The sequence below is a fragment of the Paenibacillus sp. FSL W7-1088 genome (assembly GCF_037969855.1).
Lineage (GTDB): Bacteria > Bacillota > Bacilli > Paenibacillales > Paenibacillaceae > Paenibacillus.
Genome location: NZ_CP150216.1, coordinates 4,234,397 through 4,256,752 on the forward strand (window position 1 = coordinate 4,234,397; position 22,356 = coordinate 4,256,752).

Sequence of the window (22,356 nt, forward strand, 5' to 3'; positions counted from 1 at the left end):
CGGCCAAACCTGTTGAACGTTTATTCAATGACCTACTGATTTCTTCAAAACTTCTATATTTTCCTGAAGGAACGATTGATTTTTTTCAACGCCTCTGTTTTTACACCAAACCACGGCGCTAAAAGCATCATAAAAATTATAGAATGGCAATACGATTTCGAGATTTAACATGGTCCGAATGGTTTGATAACCTTCAACGTACGGGGATTTTGTTCTCGGGTTAACTTCCCAAATATATCTATTGATTTTAGTGAAATCTATTTCAGAGGAACCACCACGAGCACTTTCGAAATCAATAATACCAACGACCTTGTTGCTATTCACCAATATATTTCCAGGTCGAAAATCCATATGTACAAAACAGGGTCCGTCAGGATCAGGTAAAGCAGAGAAAACGCCGTCAAAATGAAGAATGCATCGTTCATACAATGCTGGATCGAGGAGCTCTTTGCAGGGCTCTTTCCACTGATATGTAGACGCCAATTATTTTGGTCAAGAAAAATAAACCCGTTGGTTGAATGGTAACCGTATCCTGGCGTTTTTACCTCATGAAGCATTGCATGATAAACACCCATTTGAAAATACAGCTTTTCATCCATATTTTCTGTACAAGGCACACCTTGAATTGCCGAAAGAAGCAACGCCCCCGTAGTAATTTCATCCCCATACCAAATGTCCAATACCTTAGGAACAGGTAAGACATCCTTCAATGTTTCAAGCATCTGAAATTCACGAAAAAGCTTATCCTTGTTAAATGGAATCTTTACATAAACGTCTTCTCCACTAGCAAGACCAAGTTTATATACATCCGAACTAAATGATTCGGGAACATCTTCAATATTCAAAACGTTCAACTTTAGCTTTTCTATAACGTTTAGAATGGAACTCATGCGGCACCTCCTTTATTTGGCTTTCTAATAAGCGAGCCTGTTTGATGCAGCACGCTGATTTAATGCTCTGTCATTCCATAATACATTTCGAAACTAGGACCTTCAACCTGAACAAAGGTCGACGTTTTTACGTATATGGTGCAGGCACAAAATTTCCCTTTGAGCAAATTTGCCTAAAGGGCAAATTTAAGTTAAGATGATCCTGAGAAAGGAGTCGTGTGAACCCAAAATGAAGTCAACAAATTACGATTGCTTCCCCCAAGTAACAACCATGTTGGAGGTGTACGCATAGCGGAAAATGATGACCAAACCAACTTTGCGACATTTAAAAAAAGAAGCGACAGAGCAATCTCTAGCGATTGCAGCATTTGAACTTGCACTTGAACACGGTCTGGACGGCTTTGTTGTTGAAGATATCGTGCAAAAAGCCGGTTACTCCAGAAGAACTTTCGCAAACTATTTCACATGCAAGGAAGAAGCAGTTGCGAGGGGAGCTACAGCTGTTCATAACACGACTGAGTTCGAGAATTTGCTCACCCAGATTCCCCCAAATACCTCATTGCTTGACGTTCTGTATCAACTCATCCAGATGCAGCTTACAGCGGATCTCATAGGAAGATTGCGTGAACTTTTGTTGCTTTCCCAAAAATATCCTGTCTTGGAACCACATTTCCTCGGGGTAGTGCACCAGATGCAGACGAAAGCTCAAGAAACATTGTTAGACTTGTCTAACGGAAATGATGACGAGGTATATACTTATCTTCTTATAAACGCAGTTTACGGGATCATTCTTCCTTTAATTGACGGAAGACTTAATGTGCTGCTCCCGGGACAAAAGAAGAATGACCATCCAAGCACTGAAGCGGTAGCATTCGATGAGTTTTTAGAAACTATGTTTAGTTATTTGCGCAAAGGATTCTGATGAGCTAAGCAATTTATATTCACCATAGAGGGAGTGTAAAATAGATATATGTCTACATTATTATACAGAGTGGGGAAAACCGCTTTTCGCAAACCCGGGTATTTCATCATTGGTTGGGTATTGATTCTGGGTATTGTCGTTTCTATGATCAGTATCAATGGTGTTCATATCAGTTCTGAAATGAAAATTGAAGGCACTGAATCACAGAAAGTCTTGGATCAATTAGCTAAAGAATTACCAGCGGCCTCCGGCGGCCAAGGAAGTGTTGTGTTCAAAGCACCTGACAGCGAGCGTTTGGATACACCTGAACGTTTGACTGCAATAATGAAAGCTGTCAGTGAAGTTTACGGATTGAACGATGTGCTTAATCCTGCGGATTATGCAGCTGAAGCTAGCAGTTCGGGTGCATCTGCCGACATGGCTCAGGCTGCCAATATGCAGCAATCCACTACAGCCTCTCCTCCCCCCTATGGTCCTCTTATGGTGGATGGCGTTCCTGTACCTGGTGTCCTTCTCTCTTCTGACGGCAAAATTGCTCTGTTCCAATTTCAGTTCACCATTGAGCAGTCTGCAATTACTCAAGATGTATTTGATTCTGTAATTGACTCTGTGATGACTGCCCAGCAAGGAACCAACATCACCGTGCTACCAGGCGAAACGCTCAAAACGGTAGCGATCGGTGTCGGATCGGCAGAGATTATCGGACTGATCATTGCTGTTATTGTTTTGCTAATCACCCTGGGTTCCGTCGTTGCGGCAGGTCTGCCTCTGGTCACTGCACTCCTCGGCGTTGCCATTGGAGTAGGTGGAGCGTTCTCAATCTCCAAGTTTATAGAAATGCCAAGTGTCACTTCCGTTCTGGCTCTAATGGTTGGTCTGGCCGTCGGAATCGATTATGCTCTATTCATTGTCAATCGCCAGCGGCGAATGATTATTGATCAACGTTTGAGCGCACAAGAGGCGACAGCAAGAGCCATTGGAACTTCGGGCAGCGCAGTATTTTTTGCAGGATTAACCGTCATTATTGCACTGTGCGGTATGCTTGTCATCGGTCTCACATTCTTATCTACGATGGCTTTAGTTGCCGCAGCTACCGTTCTTATTAATGTATTTGTTGCCCTTACTCTATTGCCCGCTTTACTTGGATTGGTGGGTGAACGCATCTGTTCCCCTAAAGCACGCGAGAAAAGCACAAAACATCCTAAAGCGGCTGACCGTGGGATCGCTCACAGATGGGTTAAATTCGTTATCAAGTATCGTTGGATCACAATTATTGCCATTGTCGTACTTCTTGGGGCAGCGGCCACACCTATAACAAAAATGGAAATGGGCATCCCGGGAGCTTCTTCAGCAAATCTGGACACCACAGCAAGACAAAGTTATGACGCCATATCCGAAGGCTTCGGAGAAGGATTTAACGGACCACTTATTCTGGTCGCAGAACCTAATAACTCTTCCGCTCAGGTGACTCCGGAACTCTTGGGCAATCTCATGAAGGAACTTCAAAGCCAAAATAACGTTGCACAGGTGACACCACTAGGCATGACAGAAGATCTGGCTATCTTTAGTCTTATTCCTGAAACGGGTCCCAACGATAAAATCACCAAGGATCTGGTGACTGAGCTGCGATCTGCTGAATCAAGCGTGGCAAAGATGAATGACGTTAAGATTGGTGTTACCGGACTCACCGCCGTTAACATTGATATGTCATCCAAATTGGCACAGGTATTCCCGATCTATGTGGGAATTATTATCCTGCTGTCGCTGATCATCCTGCTTTTGGTATTTCGTTCGATTATTGTTCCAATTAAAGCAACGATCGGCTTCCTTCTTAGCATTCTGGCAACGTTCGGGATCACTACTGCTGTATTCCAGTGGGGCTGGCTCCATTCGCTCTTTGGTTTCGACACCGGTGGCCCGCTGCTGAGCTTTATGCCGATCATCGTGACAGGTATCCTGTATGGCTTGGCAATGGACTATCAGGTCTTCCTTGTCAGCTCGATGCGGGAATCATACGTACACGGTCATAGAGGAACTGAGTCTGTTGTTCATGGTTATAACCAGGTAAGTCGCGTGGTTGTTGCCGCAGCGGTGATCATGGTTTCGGTATTTGCTGGGTTTATCTTCACAGATGACGTCATGATCAAACAGATTGGTTTCACATTAGCTGTAGGCATTCTGATTGATGCTTTCATCATTCGGATGGGATTGGTTCCTGCCATCATGGCTATTTTCGGTGACAAGGCTTGGTCACTTCCAAAATGGCTGGATCGCATTCTACCAAATCTGGACGTTGAGGGCGAGAAACTGATTGCTACACTTAATGCTAAAGATCATTCCAACTCCAAATCTTGATCTGGAATGTAATTAATAAGCTTCGCTTTCATTCAACATCGTCAAGTGTTAAAGATCGTACAAAAAAGCCCGTTGACCAGTTCGGTCAATGGGCTTTCGTTTTGTTTATTTTCCGTTAAAAAAAATGATTCCATGCAGTCCTTCATGTCCAAGCTTATAACATATCGAATTTCACTCCATATGTATCGAATATGGCCTTGTATTTATTTTCAAATATGGTCCATCGATGTTCTGCTCCATACTTTCCATGCAAAGCCTTCAAATAATGGTTAGCGGCTGTTACATCCCCGGATTTCAGAAGTAGATGAAAACTCTCTTCACCCAGATGCAAAAATGGGCCCGATATGTAATAATCCACAATGGATCTGGCACTGGTCATCGTATCATATAAGTGAATCACATCTTCCAACCCGGGTAGCAGCATTTTTATTAAATCATCCCTATTTGTATCGGGAGTAACAGCGAATCGATCCGGAACGGCCCGGGCAATTTCCCCGATTCTTGCTCTGAAATGACACTCGGATTCATGGGGTGCAGTCAAAATCTCTTTCGACTGGATTTGCGCCAACTCCGCTGAATAAATGCCACAGTTCACATAAAACATGACATTGTCTGCCGAATTTCCAGAGGATTTTTGGAAATTGAACATGTAGATAAGCTCCTCTGCTTTTCTACTGAAATTCAAACCCTTCTTTGTATAACCGTAATTGGAAAGAAACGGCTTTACATCCTGCTTAATCAGAGCGTTAAAGAGCTGCTGCAACATAATCCCTCCTTTTCTTAACCGGGTCCATATAGTTAGTGCTTTACTTCTTCAAGCTTTCCATAAAATCGTGCAGTGCGTTGGATACCCATTTCTTCGGATGAAGAACGAGCTGAATTTCAAGTTGAAGCTCTGCATGTTCAAGGGGTAGGGCTTTCAGCTCCCCCCGCTCGATTTCCTCCATTACAGCCATTTGCGGCAGAATCGAAATGCCCTCACCTGACTTAATACTTCTTTTGATCGCTTCCGGATTGCCAAGTTCCAGACCGATTCGATAAGGAATTGAATTTGCGCGAAGCACTCTTTCAAGCAGCTGCCTGTAATTACAGGTATCTTCAGGCATGATCCATTCCATATCCTTTAGATCATTCAATTCAATCTGCGTTTTGGCGATCAGCGGATGCTGTGGATGCACGATCAGCAAAAGCGGTTCTTGGCGAATAGTAATCCACTGCAATGCCGGATCGCTCGAATCATCTGCGAGAATAAGCCCGATATCGGCTTCACCCTCCCTAACCTGATGCAAAATCAACCCCTCACGATTCGTATGCAATCGTATGTTCAGTTCCGGGTATTCCTTACGGGTGGCTTGCATATATGGAGGTAAAAAGTAAGAAGCGATAGAGTCCATCGTACCGATTGTTAAGGAGCCGCCACCCTGCTTCGCCATTTTTTCCTTGGACTGCTCAAACAATTCCAACATTTGTCCGGCAAGCTTGAACAGCTCTTCCCCGGCAGAAGTCAGACGAATCTTGTTATTGCTGTAGCGTTCAAACAGTTTGACCTGATATGCTTTTTCCAGCTTCTGAATTTGCGTAGTCACACTGGATTGTGCATAACCCAGCACCTCTGCGGCTCTGGTGAAGCTCTCACGAATTGCGACTTCTCTGAACGTCTGAAGATAGATTAAATCCAACTTGCTCACCTCATCGAAAATATTGATGACAACGATCATTTGTTATAGGTAACTGTGATGCTGATTCCTATGTTACATTAGTTTCAATATAACGGGAAGAGGTAGTTGATAATGATGAATGAACAACTTGTTCAAGGAATTTATATACCGGTAATTGCCCCTTTTTCGGATGATAGCAAGCTCGACATTGAATCGTATCGCAAATATGTTACTCATCTTGCCAAACACGACATTCAGGGATTGGTCGTAAACGGCACGACTGGAGAATCTCCAACTGTCTCCTGGGATGAAGTAAAGCAGATGGTGGAAGTAACGAAAGAGATTTTGACAAGTCTGAACAAAACCATCCCTCTCGTCGTGGGAACAGGAACCAATGATACCTATTCGACGGTTCATCGGACCGAAATGGCCGCTGAATTAGGTGCAGATGCTGCTCTGGTGGTCACTCCCTACTACAACAGACCGACGCAAGAAGGGATTCTAGAGCATTTTTCCAACGCGTCCCGGACCGGATTGCCGATTCTAGTCTATGAGATTCCGGCTCGAACCGGTAGTCGCATGACCTTGGATACAATGAGAAAAGTCATGGATCTGGATGGGGTTATTGGGCTGAAGGACAGCACTGGCGGTTTGGATCTGCTGCTGGCGCTAACCCAATATGAGACGAAGCCTGTACTTTGCGGCGAGGACGCGTATTTCCATGCGATGCTGTGTCAAGGTGCCGCAGGCGGGATGGTGGCCTCTGCCAATATTCATACCCAGCGGTATGTGGATGTGTATCAACGCTTTGTATCCGGTGACGTGAATGCGTCAAGAGACAGCTTTAAGCAGCTGCAGCCGCTAATTAGTGACGTGTTTGCAGAACCTGCTCCAGCCTCGATCAAATGGTGGTTGGCTCAGCAACAGCTGATCGCCTCTGCAAAACTGCGTCTGCCGCTGACTGCCGCATCGGAAAAAGCAAAACAAAGGTTGGCGAATACACTCGCAGAGATGGTTGTACCTTCTTAAACAAGCATAGATCTGGCTACGATTTATGAATACATCCAGTCTGATAATTTGAGACATCATCAAAAAAACAACCAGAATCGATACATCGATACTGGTTGTTTTAATTTTAAACACAATTTTAAACACAAATCTCCACATTGTAGAACTAGATACAGCTAATTCACCATTCATCAGGGGATGCCGATCACTACATTGAATATTAAAAGTAATCCGAAAAGTATGGTGCCTGCTGCTCAATAGCATCTTCTAACAAATCAAGCGTTTCTGGATCACATTTAATCCGGCCAATCTTATGCAAATACTCAGGACGTTTATAGCCTAATAACATGGTCGTCATGGTTTGGATATTTATGCTGTCTTCACTACGTCGATTTTGGCTCCGAATTACTCTTCCGCTTCCATTCGGTTCAATGTTTAGAGTAAATGTGCCTTGATTCCATGACAGCAAAGGATCTTGCAAAGTAAAGGTCCACTCTCTATCCATCGCTGCGGGTTTGAACGGATATTTTGAAATAAATTGCTCAATGTCCACGATCCGTGCCATAAAGTAAGGTGAAATGGTTTCCTTAATATCCGCATCTTCCAGCAAAAAAGCAAGCTGTTCATCGGTATGAATATTGCCTACCACTTTAGATATCATTGAAAAATGCGCACTAATGAAATTCCATAGTCCACTTCGTGCTTCTTCGTGAATGAAGATCATATCTTTGACGTGGAACACTTCTTCTTCAATCCAATATAAAATGTAGCCATCCGGTTGTCCGTCTTCACCATAATAGACAGCTGCAGTTAAATCATCTGAATCCCACCGCCAGTACTCACTCCACGCCAGTTCTTTCCGCAGCATGGCTCCATGGGTTTGCATTGAAAAGCGTTCATAAGCCACCTTCACATCTTCGCTGTCCGGTTCTACACGTGCCACATCGCCAGGAACAGGTTTGTTTTTGGGCAATTGGAAGTCTTGAACCTCAAACACGATTTTATCAGAAATGATCTCCCATCCCTTACGGCGATAATACGGTATGGAATAAGGATACAAGTACGAAATGGATTGTTTCTTTGCACGCATATTGGTGAGAGCTTGCAGCAGCAGTTTATTCATTAAGCCCTGACCCGAATATTCCGGAAAAGTCCCCACACCAGTGACCCCCCCCATAGCGTATGTTTGGTTAAATATTCGAACCTCAAATGGATATATGGATACCTGAGAAATCAGTTTTTCGCCATCGAACCATCCAAGAACATCTGCTTGTTGTAGGACAGGTGACTTTTCATGGAGAATTTCGCTTTCTTTCCAGCCATGTTTGTGAAGATCATTATGAGTAACCTGAAATACATAACGTAACAGCTGACTATATTGTTCTAAATGTGATAAATCAACCTTTTTCATCTTTAAATTTTGCTTACGATGCATGCCGGTTATTCTCCCTTAGTTTTAATTATATTATTTACCAATTGCTTCAGAATAATGCTGGAGCAGCCTTGATCAGGTTTGTTCTTTTTCAAGTGCTTCTGTGAAATTTTCTTAAACAAATAAAAAAAACCATTTAACTTTTAAAAGTTAAATGGTTAAATGCTTAAATGCTTAATTGCTTAAAATTTCATTTTTCAATCACGCTTTTGTTGTGTTCATTCGTCACAAACCATGATCCGATTCAGAAATTGTTCAATCTCTTAATTCCAATGTAAATCCTCCCAGCTCTTCTTCCGCTTCATGCATCAGGTCCAGCAACTGATCTGCGTACTCTCCAAGCGAATTTCGGCTTGCATCAAAATTAATCCACTGAATGGTAAGTGGCATCGGGACAAATCCAGTCAGGCAATCCCATAATGCGTCCAAATTCCGCCCATACGTTTGACCTAATTCAAGACTGGTCTGAAGGACGTCATGTAATTGTTCTTTTCCATGAATGTCCTTTCCATTGATGACAACTGTTTTCATATGATCACCCTTTCCCTATTCGATTTGCTCGAACGTACGGTAATGATCGGTTGTTTTATAGATTAATCCATCATTGGAATATAAAATCCGATCACTCCCCCGTGTTCCTCCCGAATAGTTAATATCTGCTTCGTACCAAGTTCTTCCCTTTTTCTTGGGCAACAGCCCTTCTCGATTTTGAAATACGTCACCGCCAATGCTTTTGCCTGGAGCCACTTTTTCCAAATTACCTTTGCTAGGCTCCCATCCTAATTCTCTAGCTTCTTTCTTGGTTATATAATTGTCCGGAAGTTCATTATGCTCCGAAATATACTTGGCTACTTCATCAAATTGCGTTAGAGCTGCATTCTCTTGAGATGAGCCGTTTAATGAAACCGTTTCGAGTGAGCAGCCTGTAAACAGGAGGGTCGCCAGAATAAAAAGTAAAGCACCTAACCATTTTTTTACAACCATTGATTTTGATCTCCTTCTGAAAAATTAGCATCCTCTCTATCATAACATGTTCCTTCTGTATACTCCTCTTTATATTCGTTTCTCACGGCTTTCGGCCATCTCAACACAAAAAGGCTGGAGCAGGGATGATCCCAGCTCCAGCCTTTATTATGCTTGCATCCTTACGGCTCAATTCCCCAAACCAGTTGGCCATTGATATACCCGGTAACCTGTTCATGGTTTGCAAACTGAGTACTAGATGCCTTAAACGAATAATCGTTAGTCTGGTTGTAATTAGACCAGTTATTTTTGGAGAAACGTGCTTGAATTTCAGCGCTTTGTCCGGCATTAAGCGTTCCGGCAGCACTCGTAAAACCAACCTCCAAAGCATAATCCGCTCCGGCGACTGGTGTTGCCAATTTAACAAATTTGCTGGTTACATTTGCACTTCCGATACTGGCCCAGTCAGACCAGAAACTCTGCGCTTCTTCCCCGTCAATCGTATAGTAATACCGGAGTTTTACATCACTCAACTGAATCGCCGAATTAGCGGTATTGACCACTTTGAATTTAGGTGAGATTCCGTTGGTAGACGTACTTGTATTTCCGTTAAAGGCTTGGATTGTCAAAGCCCCAGAGGGTGCAGTAACACTGCTGTCCACTACGTTTACCGTAAGAACAGCGTTATTTCCTCCGTTAAAATGAAATGTTATCGTATTCTGACTCAGCGGCAGCGTGGAGAGATAGGATTTGTGCAGAACGATGGCAGTGCTTGATGCCGTATAGTCCTGGCCCGATACAAGAGTATAATTCCAATTCGTTATGCTTGTAAGCTGTTTTCCGTTTAAGGTAAGCGTTAAGGAAATATCCTGCGCTAGATTCGCTGCTTTATCAAATGCTGCATTCACGGGCGAAATCATAGCACTTGTGCTTGGTGTTGAATCGACAATTTTAACTTTTAATACAGGATCCTGCCCTTGATTAAAATCAAAAACGATGGAATGTTCGCCGACCGATAGTCCGGCCAAAAATTCTTTTTTCAGCAGCAACGTGCTTCCGCTTAACGTATAATCCTGATTTGCAGTCAATGGTGAGGTACCTATCCGTAGACCGGTTAACGTATTACCGTTAAAGTTCACGGTTATGGCCTTGTCGCTTGGATTGGGCGTGTGTTTGTCAAATTCAACGGTTGTAGGTGTGAGGGACGCGTTGGATGTAGGATTGTTAACCTTCAAATTAGGCAGTTCATCCAGCGTAATGACATAATCGCTTTGATAAAGCGTTTTCAGAGTTGCTGGATAATTAAAGGCTGAACTCATGAGATGCTCGCCATACCATGGGCAGAAGTAGAGCCATCCCGATTTTTCCTCTGTCAGATTCTGTACACTTGGGACGGTGTCATTCTCTGTCATGGCCACCATTTTCTTGCCATCCGTTAAATCAACCAGTTGATAGAAGATCGAGGTAATGGCATCCTCATTCGGTACGCCGGACAAACCGTCATTGCGGTTGTAGATCGTATTGTATTTATCATAACCGACGATATCCACCTGATCGTCGCCAGGATACCATGCAGGAGAAGTGTTATATACGTAGCTGTTGTAAGTCCAAATCAAGTTGTGCAAACCGTACGTCTCTGTAAGTTCAGTGTAAAGCATATCCCACAGCTGTTTGTACACATCTGCACCTGCGGAAGCCCACCAGAACCAGGCGCCTTCCCCATTCAGACCGCCGTTGCCCTCCGCCTCATGATAAGGCCGGAAAAGAACGGGCACATTGTTATCTTGCAGAATCAGCAGTTGTTCCGCCAGATCATCAATCGTACTCATTACGTATTGATATTCTTTTGTACCAGGAATTACGGCGTTAGCTGTATTAAAATTCGTTTCTGTTGGTTTATACGTAGCCTCCTTCCAATCCACATGATCCCCAAGCTGGTAGGTTGTGAAATTTCGGGGCACATTGATATGCCAGGAAGCTGTCGCAATTCCATTGCGGTTATTCACCCAATCGATCATTCGATCGGTCGTACCGTCTTCCCATCCGTAGAGCGGATTATAGTTCATAAAATCAAATCCTCGGATAGCTGGATACTTCCCGGTCAAATTATGAATCCAATCAAACTCCAGCTCCGTATTGCCATCGTTTCCACCACCATATATCTCCTGCTGGCCAGAGATAATATGATTGCCATAAACCTCCGTTAAATAATTCATCAGAAGCTGTGTTTCCGGTGTGGCTTGGGAGTCAGTAAGGACAGGCTGAACATCCAGGGGATCAAGATTGGCATAATCCACAGTGAAGGTGTCAAAATAAGCGAATCCCCAACCAGCCTTTAACTGTATCGTGTTACTTCCCTGGTTCAGCTTGTGGTAACCAAAATTAAAATCAGACCAAGTTGTTGTGTATGGTAGCATATACGAGCCTTTGGTAACGCCATTAACGGATAGATATTGAAGTCGGCCGTCAGCACTTAGCTCCTGCATGTATCGGGTGGAAATTGCATACATGCCCGTTTCCGGGACAGTCACAGTGAAGGTTATCGTGCCGGAATTCTGCATCCAGACAAATCCACTTCCAGAAAATCCAGGCTTGGGTTGTCCGTAAATTTCTGTTGTTACTTGAAGATCAGAGGAAAGTAAAGCGTTTTCGCTTTCGATCGTGAAAAGCGGTGAATCTGCATGAACGGGTACTGTCATCATTCCAAGAAGCAGAGTCAATGCCAGCATTAATACGCCTGTCTTTTTGAGCAAAATCATCATCATCATCTTCTTCCTTCCCATGTTAAAATATGATAAAGAATGATTCCTCTGTTTACTCATGATGGCGCTTTCATTGTAAACATAGCATATGTATCAATTTTTGCAAATATATGGACGAAAAAAAAGCCGCAATTTTGCGGCTTTCAATCTGTTAATCCATATGCGAATCCATTGATTTTCGAATTAACCCTCTTATTGGGCCGTGTATCCTCCATCCACGATAAGGCTATTTCCTGTCATATAGGATGAATCGTCGCTAGCTAGGAACAGTACGGCTTTGGCCATTTCATCTGCTTGACCGAGCCGTTTCATAGGTGTTGCCGAAGAGAGGGCCTGCTTGCTCTCTTCTGGAATAATCGGTGTATCGATGAAACCTGGGCAAAGTGCGTTCACCCGAATATTTTTCTCAGCATACTCCAGCGCGAGCGAACGAGTCAGATTCACAACGCCACCTTTTGCTGCATTGTAGGCTGCAGAACCAGGTGAACCAACCCATCCGTACATGGAAGCCGTGTTGACGATCGTCCCTCCACCAATTTTGAGCATTTCTCGGATCGATTCACGTGCGACCAAGAATACACCGTCCAGATCTACATTCACCGTATTGCGCCATTCAGCATAATCAAGCTCATGCGTTGGATGAACACGCCCGATTCCTGCATTGTTAAATACGATATCCACTTTACCGAAAACCTCAACGGTTTTTTTGAAGATCTCAGCAACCTCTTGTTCACTCGTGATGTTCGCTTTAATAAAAAGGGCGTCAGCCTTAAGCGCTTTCAGTTCTTGCTCAAACGCCTTTCCTTTTTCTTCATTCAGGTCTACCAAGACCACTTTGGCTCCTTCGGAAACGAATAAGCGTGCTGTCGCTGCGCCGATTCCGGATGCCCCTCCCGTAATAACTGCCACTTTGTCTTGAAGTTTGCCCATGATTAAATCCTCCAGTATACTATTTTGAATAGCACCTATTCGCATATGTGCTATATGACGTTTACAAATATAATTGTATGCTTAAAATTGTAACAATCCAATCATTAAGATTTAATGATGTGTTTACTACATAGACACTTAGTGAATTAATGTCTATTTTAATAGGAGTTTTTATGAATGAATGATGAACAATTTTTGAAATCTCAACAGCGTAATCGAACCGAGGAGCATCTTAAAACCGCCCTGATCCAGCTCATTAAGAAAAAAGGCTATCATGCCGTCTCTGTCAAAGATATCGTTGATCAGGCGTGTTACAATCGCAGTACATTTTATTTACACTATCAAGATAAATTCGTGCTCGCCGAAGAATTGTTGAATACGAAGCTCGAAGGTCTGAGGTTCGCCGTAGGCAAGCCTTATTCTCACGGTCAAAAGGTCTACACCACCAAGCTAAATTCGGAATCCTTTCAAATTGTCGATTATGTCTATGAAAACCGAGACTTCTTCGAACTGATTCGATATGATGACACGTTACCAGGTCTGCATACAGGTTTCCCACAGACAATCCTGAAAATCTATGAGGAGCAGTTTATTTTCGAGACGATCAACGATATCCCTGTTAACATGGAGTATTTTAAGTACTATACAGCGTACGGCTTTTTTGGATTATTGAACAATTGGATATTAAGCGGATTTCGTGAATCACGGGAGGCGTTTATCTATAATGTGATCGAACTGTCTAAAACACACATTCAATCTTTTCATTATGTGGGGAACAAGTTGGATTGATTGTAAATTAAAATAAAAATAGCCGCTAAATTAGCGACTTTATATGGTAATATGTGCGGCAGTTGTAGTGACAACTGCCCGCAAACTTCACAGGCAGTCATTTGTTTAAATCGTAGTATGTTTCTCATCATATTCGCTTGATAATTGCTTAAGCGATTTGATTTTACCATGAGGATGCTGTTCTTGCTTTCGTGACTTCCAAGCAGCTTCCTGCCTTTTTTTCTGGCGAGCCATAAAAGATTACCTCCTCTGGAAAATTAGAATTATACTACTTCTTTATGATGTCATTTATCAATTATTTTCATTCATAAATGGAAGCTGAATCCCTGAAGGGTTCCGTTACATTATGCTCACCACCATTATGGCATATTAATGCAAATCTCCTATGATTGGATAGATTGGGCTTCTCAGATTAAAATTGTAGTTCAGGTCTACAATCCCTACGACTTCGTTATTATCATATAGATCTAACATGAAGCCTGCCATTTCTTTGGCGGTGTGGTATTTAGACATGTTAGCTTTGTAATCAAAATCTTCTGTATCTAATGATTTCTTCACAAATTCCGTTTCCGTAATAGCTGGAGCCAGTACTTTTGCTTTTAGTTTTGCACCTTTTATTTCAAGTTCTTTGGCAAGCCCTTCTGTGAAAGCACTAACGTAATATTTCGATGCCGAATACGCAACACTTCCAACAGCAATGGCATATCCAAGTGCGGATGCAACGTTAATTAACTGAGTTCCCTCAACGTCTGCATAATCTCGCACATAGAGTGTAGAAAGGATCGTCAGGGACTCTATGTTCACACGCAGCATCGTTTCAACTTTCTCCAAATTCTGTTCTGCTACAAAAGAACCTTCACCGAGCCCCGCATTGTTAATCCAAGTCTCAATATGGTATTCCTTCAGCGTGTTATAAAGTGTGTATGCCTGAGTTGTATCCGATAGATCACTTGTATGCACAATAACATGTACTGTAGCATCAATTTTCTGAATGGCTAATTTGAGTTCTTCTAATTTGTCCAATCTTCTAGCGACCAAGATTAAATTTTTGCCTCGTGCAGCAAACGCCAATGCAGTCTCATATCCAATTCCTGAACTTGCACCTGTAATAACTGTATACTTCATCCTATTTTCTCCTTCTCAACATGTATTTTAGTATAGATAAGCTTTCAAAAATCATTTTAGAACGATCGTTCTTAAAATTACAAAAAAAACAGTTAGATCTAACTTGCTATTTAGAATAGCATTTCTAGAACGAACAGTAAAGAATTATTTTCTGACGACTATATCATGATGTTGGAACAGGGAACTATGAGTTTTGCCAGACATGCGATACAAGTTCTCCATAACGTTATCTGGACAAGAACCTGTATCACTAAAACAAACCAGCCTCCATGGAGGCAACGCCCTCTTTGCCTTCCATGTTGGAACTCCGCGTTCAATCTAAAACGGATAGTGTCATATCCACAATATTTTTTAACTTTTGCTGATCCGTAGTGGTCTTAACCAACGTACGTATCCCCACCCATGCATTCATCAAATAATGAGAAATAACTACAGGGTCAACGTCAGCCTTGATTTCACCCTTTTGCTGGCCTTCCAGAATAAGGTTTCTCAAGAATTCCTCTGTTTGCAAGTAACTCTCATTAACCAAGGATGCAACTTCAGGATCCAACACGCCCAGTTCCACGCCTGAGTTTACAAGAAAACAGCCTATAGGTTGTCCTTCATTTCTTATTGTTGACTCAAACAATGCCCGAATAATCTCTTTGATTGGTTTTTGGGTACCAATTAGAAACCTCATTTTGTTGGTCTGCTTCGTTTCATATCGTTCAAGAGCTTTCATAAAGAGAGCATGCTTATCCCCGAATGTATCATAGATACTTCTGCGGTGAATGCCCATATATCCAACCAAATCTTGCATTGATGTTTTCTCATATCCTTGGGTCCAGAACAATTGTATTGCTTTATCTAATACTTCATTAACTTCAAATTCTTTGGATCTTGCCATCCTCATCACCTCGAATAATCATTATACAATGAAGTGAACCATCGGCAAACTGGAATTGAACAAGTGGACAGATTACAGGGATGACATGTGCAAAAGAAGATTTTTTTTATTTATTCGCAAGATGATCATCCATGGCCTGAACAGCTAATTCGAATGCTTTAATTCTTCTTCTTAAAAGCGTCTTTTGAGGGCTGCCCGCTTTCGACTTACTATAACTGTTCTCAAGTGACGGGAATAAACCATTCAGAACATTTCGAGCTTCTGCTAACTCTTCCTTGGTGTACTGATGAGCTTCTTGATTCCAAACCGTTTCCAGCATTGCCAAACCAATGTTTAAGGCATTGAGTCGTTTATTTAATAAAGTAGTGTTATTCCCTTTCTGAGTCAAATTAGTCAAGGCGTTTTCGGATTTGCGTATGGTCGATTGGAAAGCTTGAATGGATAGCAATTTTTCTTCTTCTGATACATTTTCCATGTAGCGCTACCTCTCCTTTTCTCATGCATAAAACTAATTTACATGCCCCGCGAGATGTGATCAATATTATAACGGGCACAAACTAATGCAGGTTTCAATGTTAACTGTCTTCTCCACCATAGCAGATGGATAAAATGAAAATCCCGCCCTAGACATAATGTCCAGAACGGGATGTATTGGTTAAATTAATTGTTCGCGTTTTCCTTGGTCACCAGCTTCAATTCAGCCGGAATTGATTTCTCTACCTGCTTGCCATCCAGCACATCCAAAGCAGCTTGCACCGCCAGCTGGCCAATTAGTACTGGCTGTTGAGCGACTGTTGCCGTCAGCTTTCCGTCTTTAATGGATTTGATCGCATCATCGTTGCCGTCAAATCCAATTACGGGAATGTCTTTACCAGAACTTTGAATTGCTTCAATCGCGCCCAGCGCCATCTCGTCGTTATGGGCAAATACCGCCTGTACATCAGGATTGCCCTGCAGCAGATTCTCCATGACATTCAAACCTTTGGAACGATCGAAATCGGCAGACTGCTTTGCAACCACATTCAGTTTTTGATCAGCAATCTCGTGAAAACCTTTCCCCCGCTCTCTTGTTGCAGAGGCTCCGGGTACACCCTCAAGTTCGATCACCTTTGCTCCTTCGCCAAGATGTTCTACGAAATATTCCGCCGCCATTTGCCCACCTTTGACGTTATCGGATGCGACCAATGCGGCCACGTCGCCTTTGTCGGCCGAACGGTCAAGTGTAATCACAGGAATACCCACACTATTAGCCGATTGTACAGCCGTAGAGATTGCCGCGGAATCAGCAGGGTTAATCAGAAGGGCATCCACGCCCTGTTGAATCAGGTCGTCCACATCATTCGTTTGTTTGGCTGAATCATTTTGAGCATCAACCACAATGACCTGAATTCCTTGTTTTTTGGCTTCTGCAACGACTCCGTCCTTAAGGGAAACAAAGAATGGATTATTCAACGTGGAGACCGACAGGCCGATTTTTTTCTGTCCATTGCTTCCGGCAGAGTCGGGCTTAGCCCAACCCGGAGGCTCCAGAGAGCATCCTGCCAGAACGATCATCATTACGCTTACAAGCAATATGGTTAGTTTTTTCATGTTCGCTTCTCTCCTTAAGCCGTTTTCTTGCGGTCCAGCAGGACAGCGATGGCAATAACGACACCTTTTACAACCATTTGATAAAACGAGTTTACTCCGAGCAGGTTCAAACCATTGTTCAGCACGCCGATAATCAGGACCCCAATCAGTGTGCCGACGATCCGTCCTCTACCACCTGACAGGCTTGTTCCACCCAGAACAACAGCTGCAATGGCATCCAGTTCATATGAAGTCCCTGCCGTAGGCTGCGCAGAATTCAGACGGGAGGTCAGAATTGCGCCTGCCAGTGCTGACAGCATACCTACCAGGGAATAAATCATGATTTTTACGCGATGCACTTTAATACCTGAGATAATGGACGCTTTCTCATTGCCCCCAAGTGCGTACGTTTTACGACCGAAAGCTGTTTTATGCAAAATCGTCCACAATATTACGAATGTAATGAGCATTGTGATTGCTGGAACCGGTATGCCTAGCATATAACCACGACCGAACAGTTGGAACAGCAGGCTATCGCCCAATCCGGTTATCGGATTACCGTTTGTATATACCAGCGTTAATCCCCGGAACACCGTCATCGTTGCTAATGTAGCAATAAACGGAGCCATCTTGCCCTTCGTTATCATCAGCCCGTTCACCATACCCATGACTCCGCCGAGCGCAACACCAATAATGATTGACAGAATCGGGTCCAGGCCGGACAGCATCATATTGGCTACAAAGGCGCTAGATAACGCCAGAATGGAGCCAACCGACAAGTCGATGCCGCCAGTCAGAATGACAAATGTCATGCCAAAAGCAATCAACGCGTTAATCGAAACCTGACGCAATAGATTCAAGATGTTAAGCGGTTCCAAAAAGCTTGGATTCAATACCGATACGATGATAATCAAAATGATCAGTCCGAGCAACGGACCTAATTTCTGTGTCAGATTCGTTAGACGGAAGCCGCTTTTGGCGGGTTGGTTTTCCTGCAAAGTTGTCATATCATTGTCCCCCTGTAGCCAATGTCATAATGTTTTCCTGTGTTGCCTCTTCTTTTGCCAGTTCACCGCTAATGTGTCCCTCATGCACTACCGCGATTCGATCGCTCATGCCGAGCACTTCAGGCAGCTCGGAAGATATCATAATGATGGCAACCCCGCGGTCAGTCAGCTCGTTCATCAACTGATAAATTTCTCGTTTGGCTCCAACGTCCACGCCTCGTGTTGGCTCATCCAGGATAAGTACACTTGGGCCAATGCCGACCCATTTGGCGATAACCACCTTCTGCTGGTTGCCCCCTGACAGGTTTCGTGCTGCCGTCTCAGAGGATTGTGTCTTGATTTGCAAACGTTTGATGAGCGTATCCACAAATTCCTGTTCTTTCTGAGTCGAGATGAACCCTTTACTTGAGAAGCTGAACAGATTGGGTAAAGCCATATTCTCACGAATGGAGAAATCAAGCACCAAGCCTTCATCCTTGCGGTCTTCCGTAATAAATCCAATTCCATGTTTAACCGCATCCGCTGGCTTCCGAATATGAACCTTTTTGCCTCGAATCATGATCTCGCCACCATCCAGAGATTGCAGACCGAAGATTGCCCGCATGATCTCTGTCCGTCCCGAACCCATCAATCCGGAGAACCCGAGAATCTCGCCTGCTCTCACCGTAAAGCTGATATTCTGGAACAATCCTTTGCTGCTTGCGTCCCGTACTTCAAGGACTACTTCACCGTACGAAGGATTTCGTGCCGGATATCGTTCCGTGAGTTCCCGTCCAACCATCTTCCGCACCACTTCGTCAAAACTGGTCTCCGGAATCGTCTTGGTGTCTACCGTTTTGCCGTCACGCATGATTGTAATCCGGTCGCAAATGGTGAAAATCTCCTCCATCCGGTGCGAGATATATACGATGGAAACACCATTTTTCTTAAGCGAAGTGATCACGCCGAACAACTTCTGAATCTCCCGCTCCGTAAGCGCCGCCGTGGGCTCATCCATAATGATGACTTTAGCATCGGTCATGAGTGCCTTGGCAATTTCAATCATTTGCTGCTGTCCGACAGAACATTCCCCGGCAGGACGATCCAGCGGGATCTGCACGGAAAGCTTGGCAAACTGCTCGGTGGCAAGCGCTTTCATTTGTCTTGTATTTAGCAACCCTATAGATGAAGTTATTTCCTTACCGATGAAGAGATTATCAAGCACCGTCATTTCCGGCCAAACGTTCAACTCTTGGTGGATAAAAGCAAGTCCCATCTTCTCGGCTTCCTTCGGATTGGCAAAATAGGTTTCTTTGCCGTCAATAGAGATGGTTCCCTGATCACGCCCGTGAAGACCAATCAAAATGTTCATTAACGTGGATTTGCCGGCCCCGTTCTCTCCCATCAAGGCATGAACCTCGCCTTCTTTCAGTTCGAAATCTACCCCGCTTAGCACTTGGTTGGTGCCAAACGCTTTATATATGTCTTGCATCTGAATAAGCATGATACCGTCCCCCTTTTAACCGAAAATGACGCCCGATTGTAAGATGCAATTGGCATACGGCGTAGCTTCGCCCGTACGAATGACGACTTTGGCATTCCGGGTCAACGCCTTGAATTGTTCATGACTGATGGAAACGTCAATTGCTCCATCGCCAAATTTCTCGGTCATAAATTGCAAAGCTTCTGGATTCCCTGCCTGGATCTCTGCTGCCAGAATCACTTTCTCAACGACCATATCGTCCGCAATAAGCTCCACGACCTCTTGAAAACTGGGTGTCCCCAGTTTCAGGGACAAATCGATTTTGAGTACACCGTCTGGAACCGGAAGGCCAGCATCCGCGATGACAATCATGTCCGTATGACCCAGATCAGATAACACCTTGGAGATGTGACTGTTCAATATTCCCTGCTTCTTCATTTCAGGCTTGCCTCCACTTCACCCCGTGTTGGCATGCCTCCTTGTGCGCCGAACTTGGTCACGGATAGCGATGCAGCCCGGTTGGCGAATCTAATGCTGTCTTGTAACGGTTTCCCTTCCGCCAGAGCGACTGCAAATGCGGCGTTGAACGTATCACCCGCTCCGGTTGTATCCACTGGTTCCACTTTATAAGTAGGTACAACGATCTCCTGTTCGCCGTCAAAATATCGAACCCCGTTGCTGCCCTCCGTAATAAACAACTTGTTTGGATATTTGCGCAGCGCCTCAGCCGGAGTCATGCCCTGAAACAATATCTCGGCCTCATGCTCGTTCGGCGTGATATAAGCAGCTTTGTCAATGACCTCATCCGGTACTTTCCTTGCAGGTGCAGGATTCAATAACAGTGGAGTTCCGCTTTGAGCGCAAATCTCGCTGACACGAACAACGGTTTCCTCCGGAATTTCCTGCTGAATCAGTACAATATCTGCACGTTGGATCACTTCTGCCGCTTCATCAACATAGGCTGGTGTAACTTCGCGATTTGCCGCTTCAACCACCACGATACTATTATCACCTTCAGCCAGCACGATATGAGCTGTGCCGCTCTCCATATGTGTAACCGGTTTCACATTCTGCGTATTTACACCATTTGCTTTGAAATTATTTAAAATGGCTGTACCAAAAGCATCATCACCCACTCTGCCGATCATGGAAACGTCGGCCCCCAGTCTTGCGGCAGCGACTGCCTGATTTGCTCCTTTGCCGCCAGGAACTGTTTTGAAGCTGTCGCCAAGGACGGTTTCACCCGCCCCAGGCCGTCTTGAGGAAGTAACAACCAGATCCATGGAGCTGCTGCCAATAACGCATATTTTAGCCATCTGAATTCACCTTTCTTGTTGTGCCCCGTTCAATGAAACTGACCGGAAGCTGTATGTGTTTGTTTTCGATTGGAGCTTGTTCCACCAGTTTGATAAGCAAACCGGCAGCTTCTCTTCCCATCTCGTATGCCGGTTGGCGAATGGTCGACAATGCCGGTGATAGCAGGCTGCTCATCGGAATATCGTCGAAGCCGATAATCTGCATGTCCTCCGGAACTTTTTTACCGATGCGCAATGCCTCGTGCAGTACCGCCATAGCTGCGATGTCATTACTGGCAATGACTCCGTCTGTATCGCCGTACTTGCTAAAAAGCTCGTCCGCCCATAACCCAACATCGTTAAAGGAAAAGGATGTCGTTTGGATTACACGGTAATCCAGGCCGGCCTGACGTATGCTCTCGATTGCGCCTTCAAAACGGTCCTGCGCGGGTTTGATATGTGCCGGCCCCTGCATAACCGTAATTCGGCGGCTTCCGCGATTGATAATCTCCCGTGCAGCCAGACGTCCACCCTCTCTGCCATCCGCATATACGGAGGGACTGTCCAGAGGTGTTCTGTCAAGAAACACCACGGGGATCTTCAAGTTCTCATATATTGAAGAGTGAGGGTAATTCGTTGAAGAGATTACGCCGACTACATTATTCTGGATAAAAGTCTGGATGTAATCCTTTTCCTTCTGTTCATCCTCATCACTATTTCCGAAAATCAGTCTGAATTCCTGCTCCTGCATCCGGTCCTCTACACCGCGTGCAAGCTGCGGAAAGTAAGGGTTTGCAATATCGGGTAACAGCAGGCCAATCAATTTGGACTTGCGCTTGTATAAAGAGCGGGCCACCTCATTGGGAGAGAAGTTAAGTTGCTTAACCGCTTCCTCCACTTTCTTGCGAGTGTCCGCATGAACATAACCTCTTTCATTAATGACCCTGGATACGGTGGCTACCGAAACGCCAGCCAAGTTAGCTACATCTTTTATTGTTGTCATGAACGTTCACTCCTATGTGTAACCGGTTACAGATATGAAAATATCATATTTATTTCAGTTTGACAATCCTTTTATGACTGGAAATTTATCCTAGTCATCAGATAAAGACCTACTTAACGCAGTAACACTATGCCATAGCGTCACCTTGAACCAATCTATATATTCAATCAAAATTAAACAACTTCCTTCGAGGGTGAACTGAAACATCGATACTAAATCAATGCGCGGAATGGTTATAATAGAACATTAAGATACATGTTCAAGTTGAGCACTGCTTGCTTTACATTCGACCTATCCATT

23 protein-coding genes are annotated in these 22,356 nt (G+C 44.0%); 4 read left to right on the top strand and 19 right to left on the bottom strand.

Features of this window, described 5'->3' with window-relative positions:
• Positions 1–24: 24 nt before the first annotated feature.
• Together MKY42_RS18895 and MKY42_RS18900 are read right to left on the bottom strand one after the other, a co-directional pair.
• Positions 25–429, bottom strand: coding sequence for a phosphotransferase (locus MKY42_RS18895; protein WP_306459208.1), 405 nt, complete (start codon positions 427–429; stop codon positions 25–27).
• Positions 321–890, bottom strand: a complete 570-nt coding sequence (locus MKY42_RS18900) for a hypothetical protein (RefSeq protein WP_339853214.1) — start codon at positions 888–890, stop codon at positions 321–323. Before MKY42_RS18900 ends, MKY42_RS18895 begins: the two co-directional genes overlap by 109 nt.
• 298 nt (positions 891–1,188) lie before the next feature.
• Here MKY42_RS18900 and MKY42_RS18905 point away from each other — a divergent pair, with 298 nt between their 5' ends.
• Positions 1,189–1,812 carry a TetR/AcrR family transcriptional regulator gene (locus MKY42_RS18905; protein WP_090899572.1) on the top strand — a complete coding sequence of 208 codons (624 nt, stop codon included), beginning with the start codon at positions 1,189–1,191 and terminating at the stop codon, positions 1,810–1,812.
• Positions 1,813–1,860: 48 nt separating this feature from the next.
• Positions 1,861–4,167, top strand: coding sequence for an MMPL family transporter (locus MKY42_RS18910; protein WP_179264336.1), 2,307 nt, complete (start codon positions 1,861–1,863; stop codon positions 4,165–4,167).
• Between the two features lie 154 nt (positions 4,168–4,321).
• Here the strand turns inward: MKY42_RS18910 and MKY42_RS18915 are convergent, their stop codons facing one another.
• Both MKY42_RS18915 and MKY42_RS18920 read right to left on the bottom strand, forming a co-directional pair.
• The gene (locus MKY42_RS18915) at positions 4,322–4,933 is read right to left on the bottom strand and encodes a DUF4304 domain-containing protein (RefSeq protein ID WP_090899578.1); all 612 of its coding nucleotides are present in this window, start codon (positions 4,931–4,933) and stop codon (positions 4,322–4,324) included.
• Positions 4,934–4,973: 40 nt separating this feature from the next.
• Entirely contained in the window at positions 4,974–5,846 is an 873-nt protein-coding gene (locus MKY42_RS18920) for a LysR family transcriptional regulator (protein ID WP_090902440.1), read from the bottom strand.
• Positions 5,847–5,957: 111 nt separating this feature from the next.
• On the opposite strand from MKY42_RS18920, the gene dapA reads away from it, so the two are divergent.
• The gene (gene dapA, locus MKY42_RS18925) at positions 5,958–6,854 is read left to right on the top strand and encodes a 4-hydroxy-tetrahydrodipicolinate synthase (RefSeq protein WP_339843933.1); all 897 of its coding nucleotides are present in this window, start codon (positions 5,958–5,960) and stop codon (positions 6,852–6,854) included.
• Positions 6,855–7,053: 199 nt separating this feature from the next.
• On the opposite strand, the gene MKY42_RS18930 is transcribed toward dapA, so the two are convergent.
• The 5 genes from MKY42_RS18930 to MKY42_RS18950 form a co-directional block, all read right to left on the bottom strand.
• The gene (locus MKY42_RS18930; RefSeq protein ID WP_179264332.1) at positions 7,054–8,268 is read right to left on the bottom strand and encodes a GNAT family N-acetyltransferase; all 1,215 of its coding nucleotides are present in this window, start codon (positions 8,266–8,268) and stop codon (positions 7,054–7,056) included.
• A 252-nt stretch (positions 8,269–8,520) separates the two neighbouring features.
• The gene (locus MKY42_RS18935; RefSeq protein WP_339843935.1) at positions 8,521–8,796 is read right to left on the bottom strand and encodes a barstar family protein; all 276 of its coding nucleotides are present in this window, start codon (positions 8,794–8,796) and stop codon (positions 8,521–8,523) included.
• A 15-nt stretch (positions 8,797–8,811) separates the two neighbouring features.
• The gene (locus MKY42_RS18940) at positions 8,812–9,249 is read right to left on the bottom strand and encodes a ribonuclease (protein WP_339843937.1); all 438 of its coding nucleotides are present in this window, start codon (positions 9,247–9,249) and stop codon (positions 8,812–8,814) included.
• A 161-nt stretch (positions 9,250–9,410) separates the two neighbouring features.
• Positions 9,411–11,990 carry a glycosyl hydrolase gene (locus MKY42_RS18945; protein ID WP_339852995.1) on the bottom strand — a complete coding sequence of 860 codons (2,580 nt, stop codon included), beginning with the start codon at positions 11,988–11,990 and terminating at the stop codon, positions 9,411–9,413.
• 192 nt (positions 11,991–12,182) lie between these two features.
• Complete coding sequence (locus MKY42_RS18950; RefSeq protein WP_339843939.1) at positions 12,183–12,920, bottom strand: SDR family NAD(P)-dependent oxidoreductase; 738 nt, start codon at positions 12,918–12,920, stop codon at positions 12,183–12,185.
• 177 nt (positions 12,921–13,097) lie between these two features.
• Here MKY42_RS18950 and MKY42_RS18955 point away from each other — a divergent pair, with 177 nt between their 5' ends.
• On the top strand, positions 13,098–13,709 hold the full coding sequence (locus MKY42_RS18955) for a TetR/AcrR family transcriptional regulator (protein ID WP_339843941.1): 612 nt from the start codon (positions 13,098–13,100) through the stop codon (positions 13,707–13,709).
• 105 nt (positions 13,710–13,814) lie between these two features.
• Here MKY42_RS18955 and MKY42_RS18960 read toward each other — a convergent pair whose 3' ends face one another.
• The 10 genes from MKY42_RS18960 to MKY42_RS19005 form a co-directional block, all read right to left on the bottom strand.
• Positions 13,815–13,943: a DUF6254 family protein gene (locus MKY42_RS18960; RefSeq protein ID WP_240343196.1), complete on the bottom strand. Its 129-nt coding sequence runs from the start codon at positions 13,941–13,943 to the stop codon at positions 13,815–13,817.
• A 135-nt stretch (positions 13,944–14,078) separates the two neighbouring features.
• Positions 14,079–14,834 (bottom strand): SDR family NAD(P)-dependent oxidoreductase, encoded by a 756-nt coding sequence (locus MKY42_RS18965; RefSeq protein ID WP_090899603.1) that lies wholly within the window; start codon positions 14,832–14,834, stop codon positions 14,079–14,081.
• Between the two features lie 313 nt (positions 14,835–15,147).
• On the bottom strand, positions 15,148–15,720 hold the full coding sequence (locus MKY42_RS18970) for a TetR/AcrR family transcriptional regulator (protein WP_339843945.1): 573 nt from the start codon (positions 15,718–15,720) through the stop codon (positions 15,148–15,150).
• A 106-nt stretch (positions 15,721–15,826) separates the two neighbouring features.
• Positions 15,827–16,195: a hypothetical protein gene (locus tag MKY42_RS18975; protein WP_339843947.1), complete on the bottom strand. Its 369-nt coding sequence runs from the start codon at positions 16,193–16,195 to the stop codon at positions 15,827–15,829.
• A 185-nt stretch (positions 16,196–16,380) separates the two neighbouring features.
• Positions 16,381–17,310 carry a ribose ABC transporter substrate-binding protein RbsB gene (rbsB, locus tag MKY42_RS18980; RefSeq protein WP_090899612.1) on the bottom strand — a complete coding sequence of 310 codons (930 nt, stop codon included), beginning with the start codon at positions 17,308–17,310 and terminating at the stop codon, positions 16,381–16,383.
• Between the two features lie 14 nt (positions 17,311–17,324).
• Positions 17,325–18,296: a ribose ABC transporter permease gene (gene rbsC, locus MKY42_RS18985; protein ID WP_090899615.1), complete on the bottom strand. Its 972-nt coding sequence runs from the start codon at positions 18,294–18,296 to the stop codon at positions 17,325–17,327.
• Position 18,297: 1 nt separating this feature from the next.
• Complete coding sequence (locus MKY42_RS18990; RefSeq protein ID WP_339843950.1) at positions 18,298–19,779, bottom strand: sugar ABC transporter ATP-binding protein; 1,482 nt, start codon at positions 19,777–19,779, stop codon at positions 18,298–18,300.
• A 15-nt stretch (positions 19,780–19,794) separates the two neighbouring features.
• The gene (gene rbsD, locus MKY42_RS18995) at positions 19,795–20,196 is read right to left on the bottom strand and encodes a D-ribose pyranase (protein WP_090899622.1); all 402 of its coding nucleotides are present in this window, start codon (positions 20,194–20,196) and stop codon (positions 19,795–19,797) included.
• Entirely contained in the window at positions 20,193–21,074 is an 882-nt protein-coding gene (rbsK, locus tag MKY42_RS19000; RefSeq protein WP_090899625.1) for a ribokinase, read from the bottom strand. The genes rbsD and rbsK overlap by 4 nt, the downstream gene beginning before the upstream one ends.
• Entirely contained in the window at positions 21,067–22,056 is a 990-nt protein-coding gene (locus MKY42_RS19005) for a LacI family DNA-binding transcriptional regulator (RefSeq protein WP_090899628.1), read from the bottom strand. The genes rbsK and MKY42_RS19005 overlap by 8 nt, the downstream gene beginning before the upstream one ends.
• Positions 22,057–22,356 lie beyond the last annotated feature (300 nt).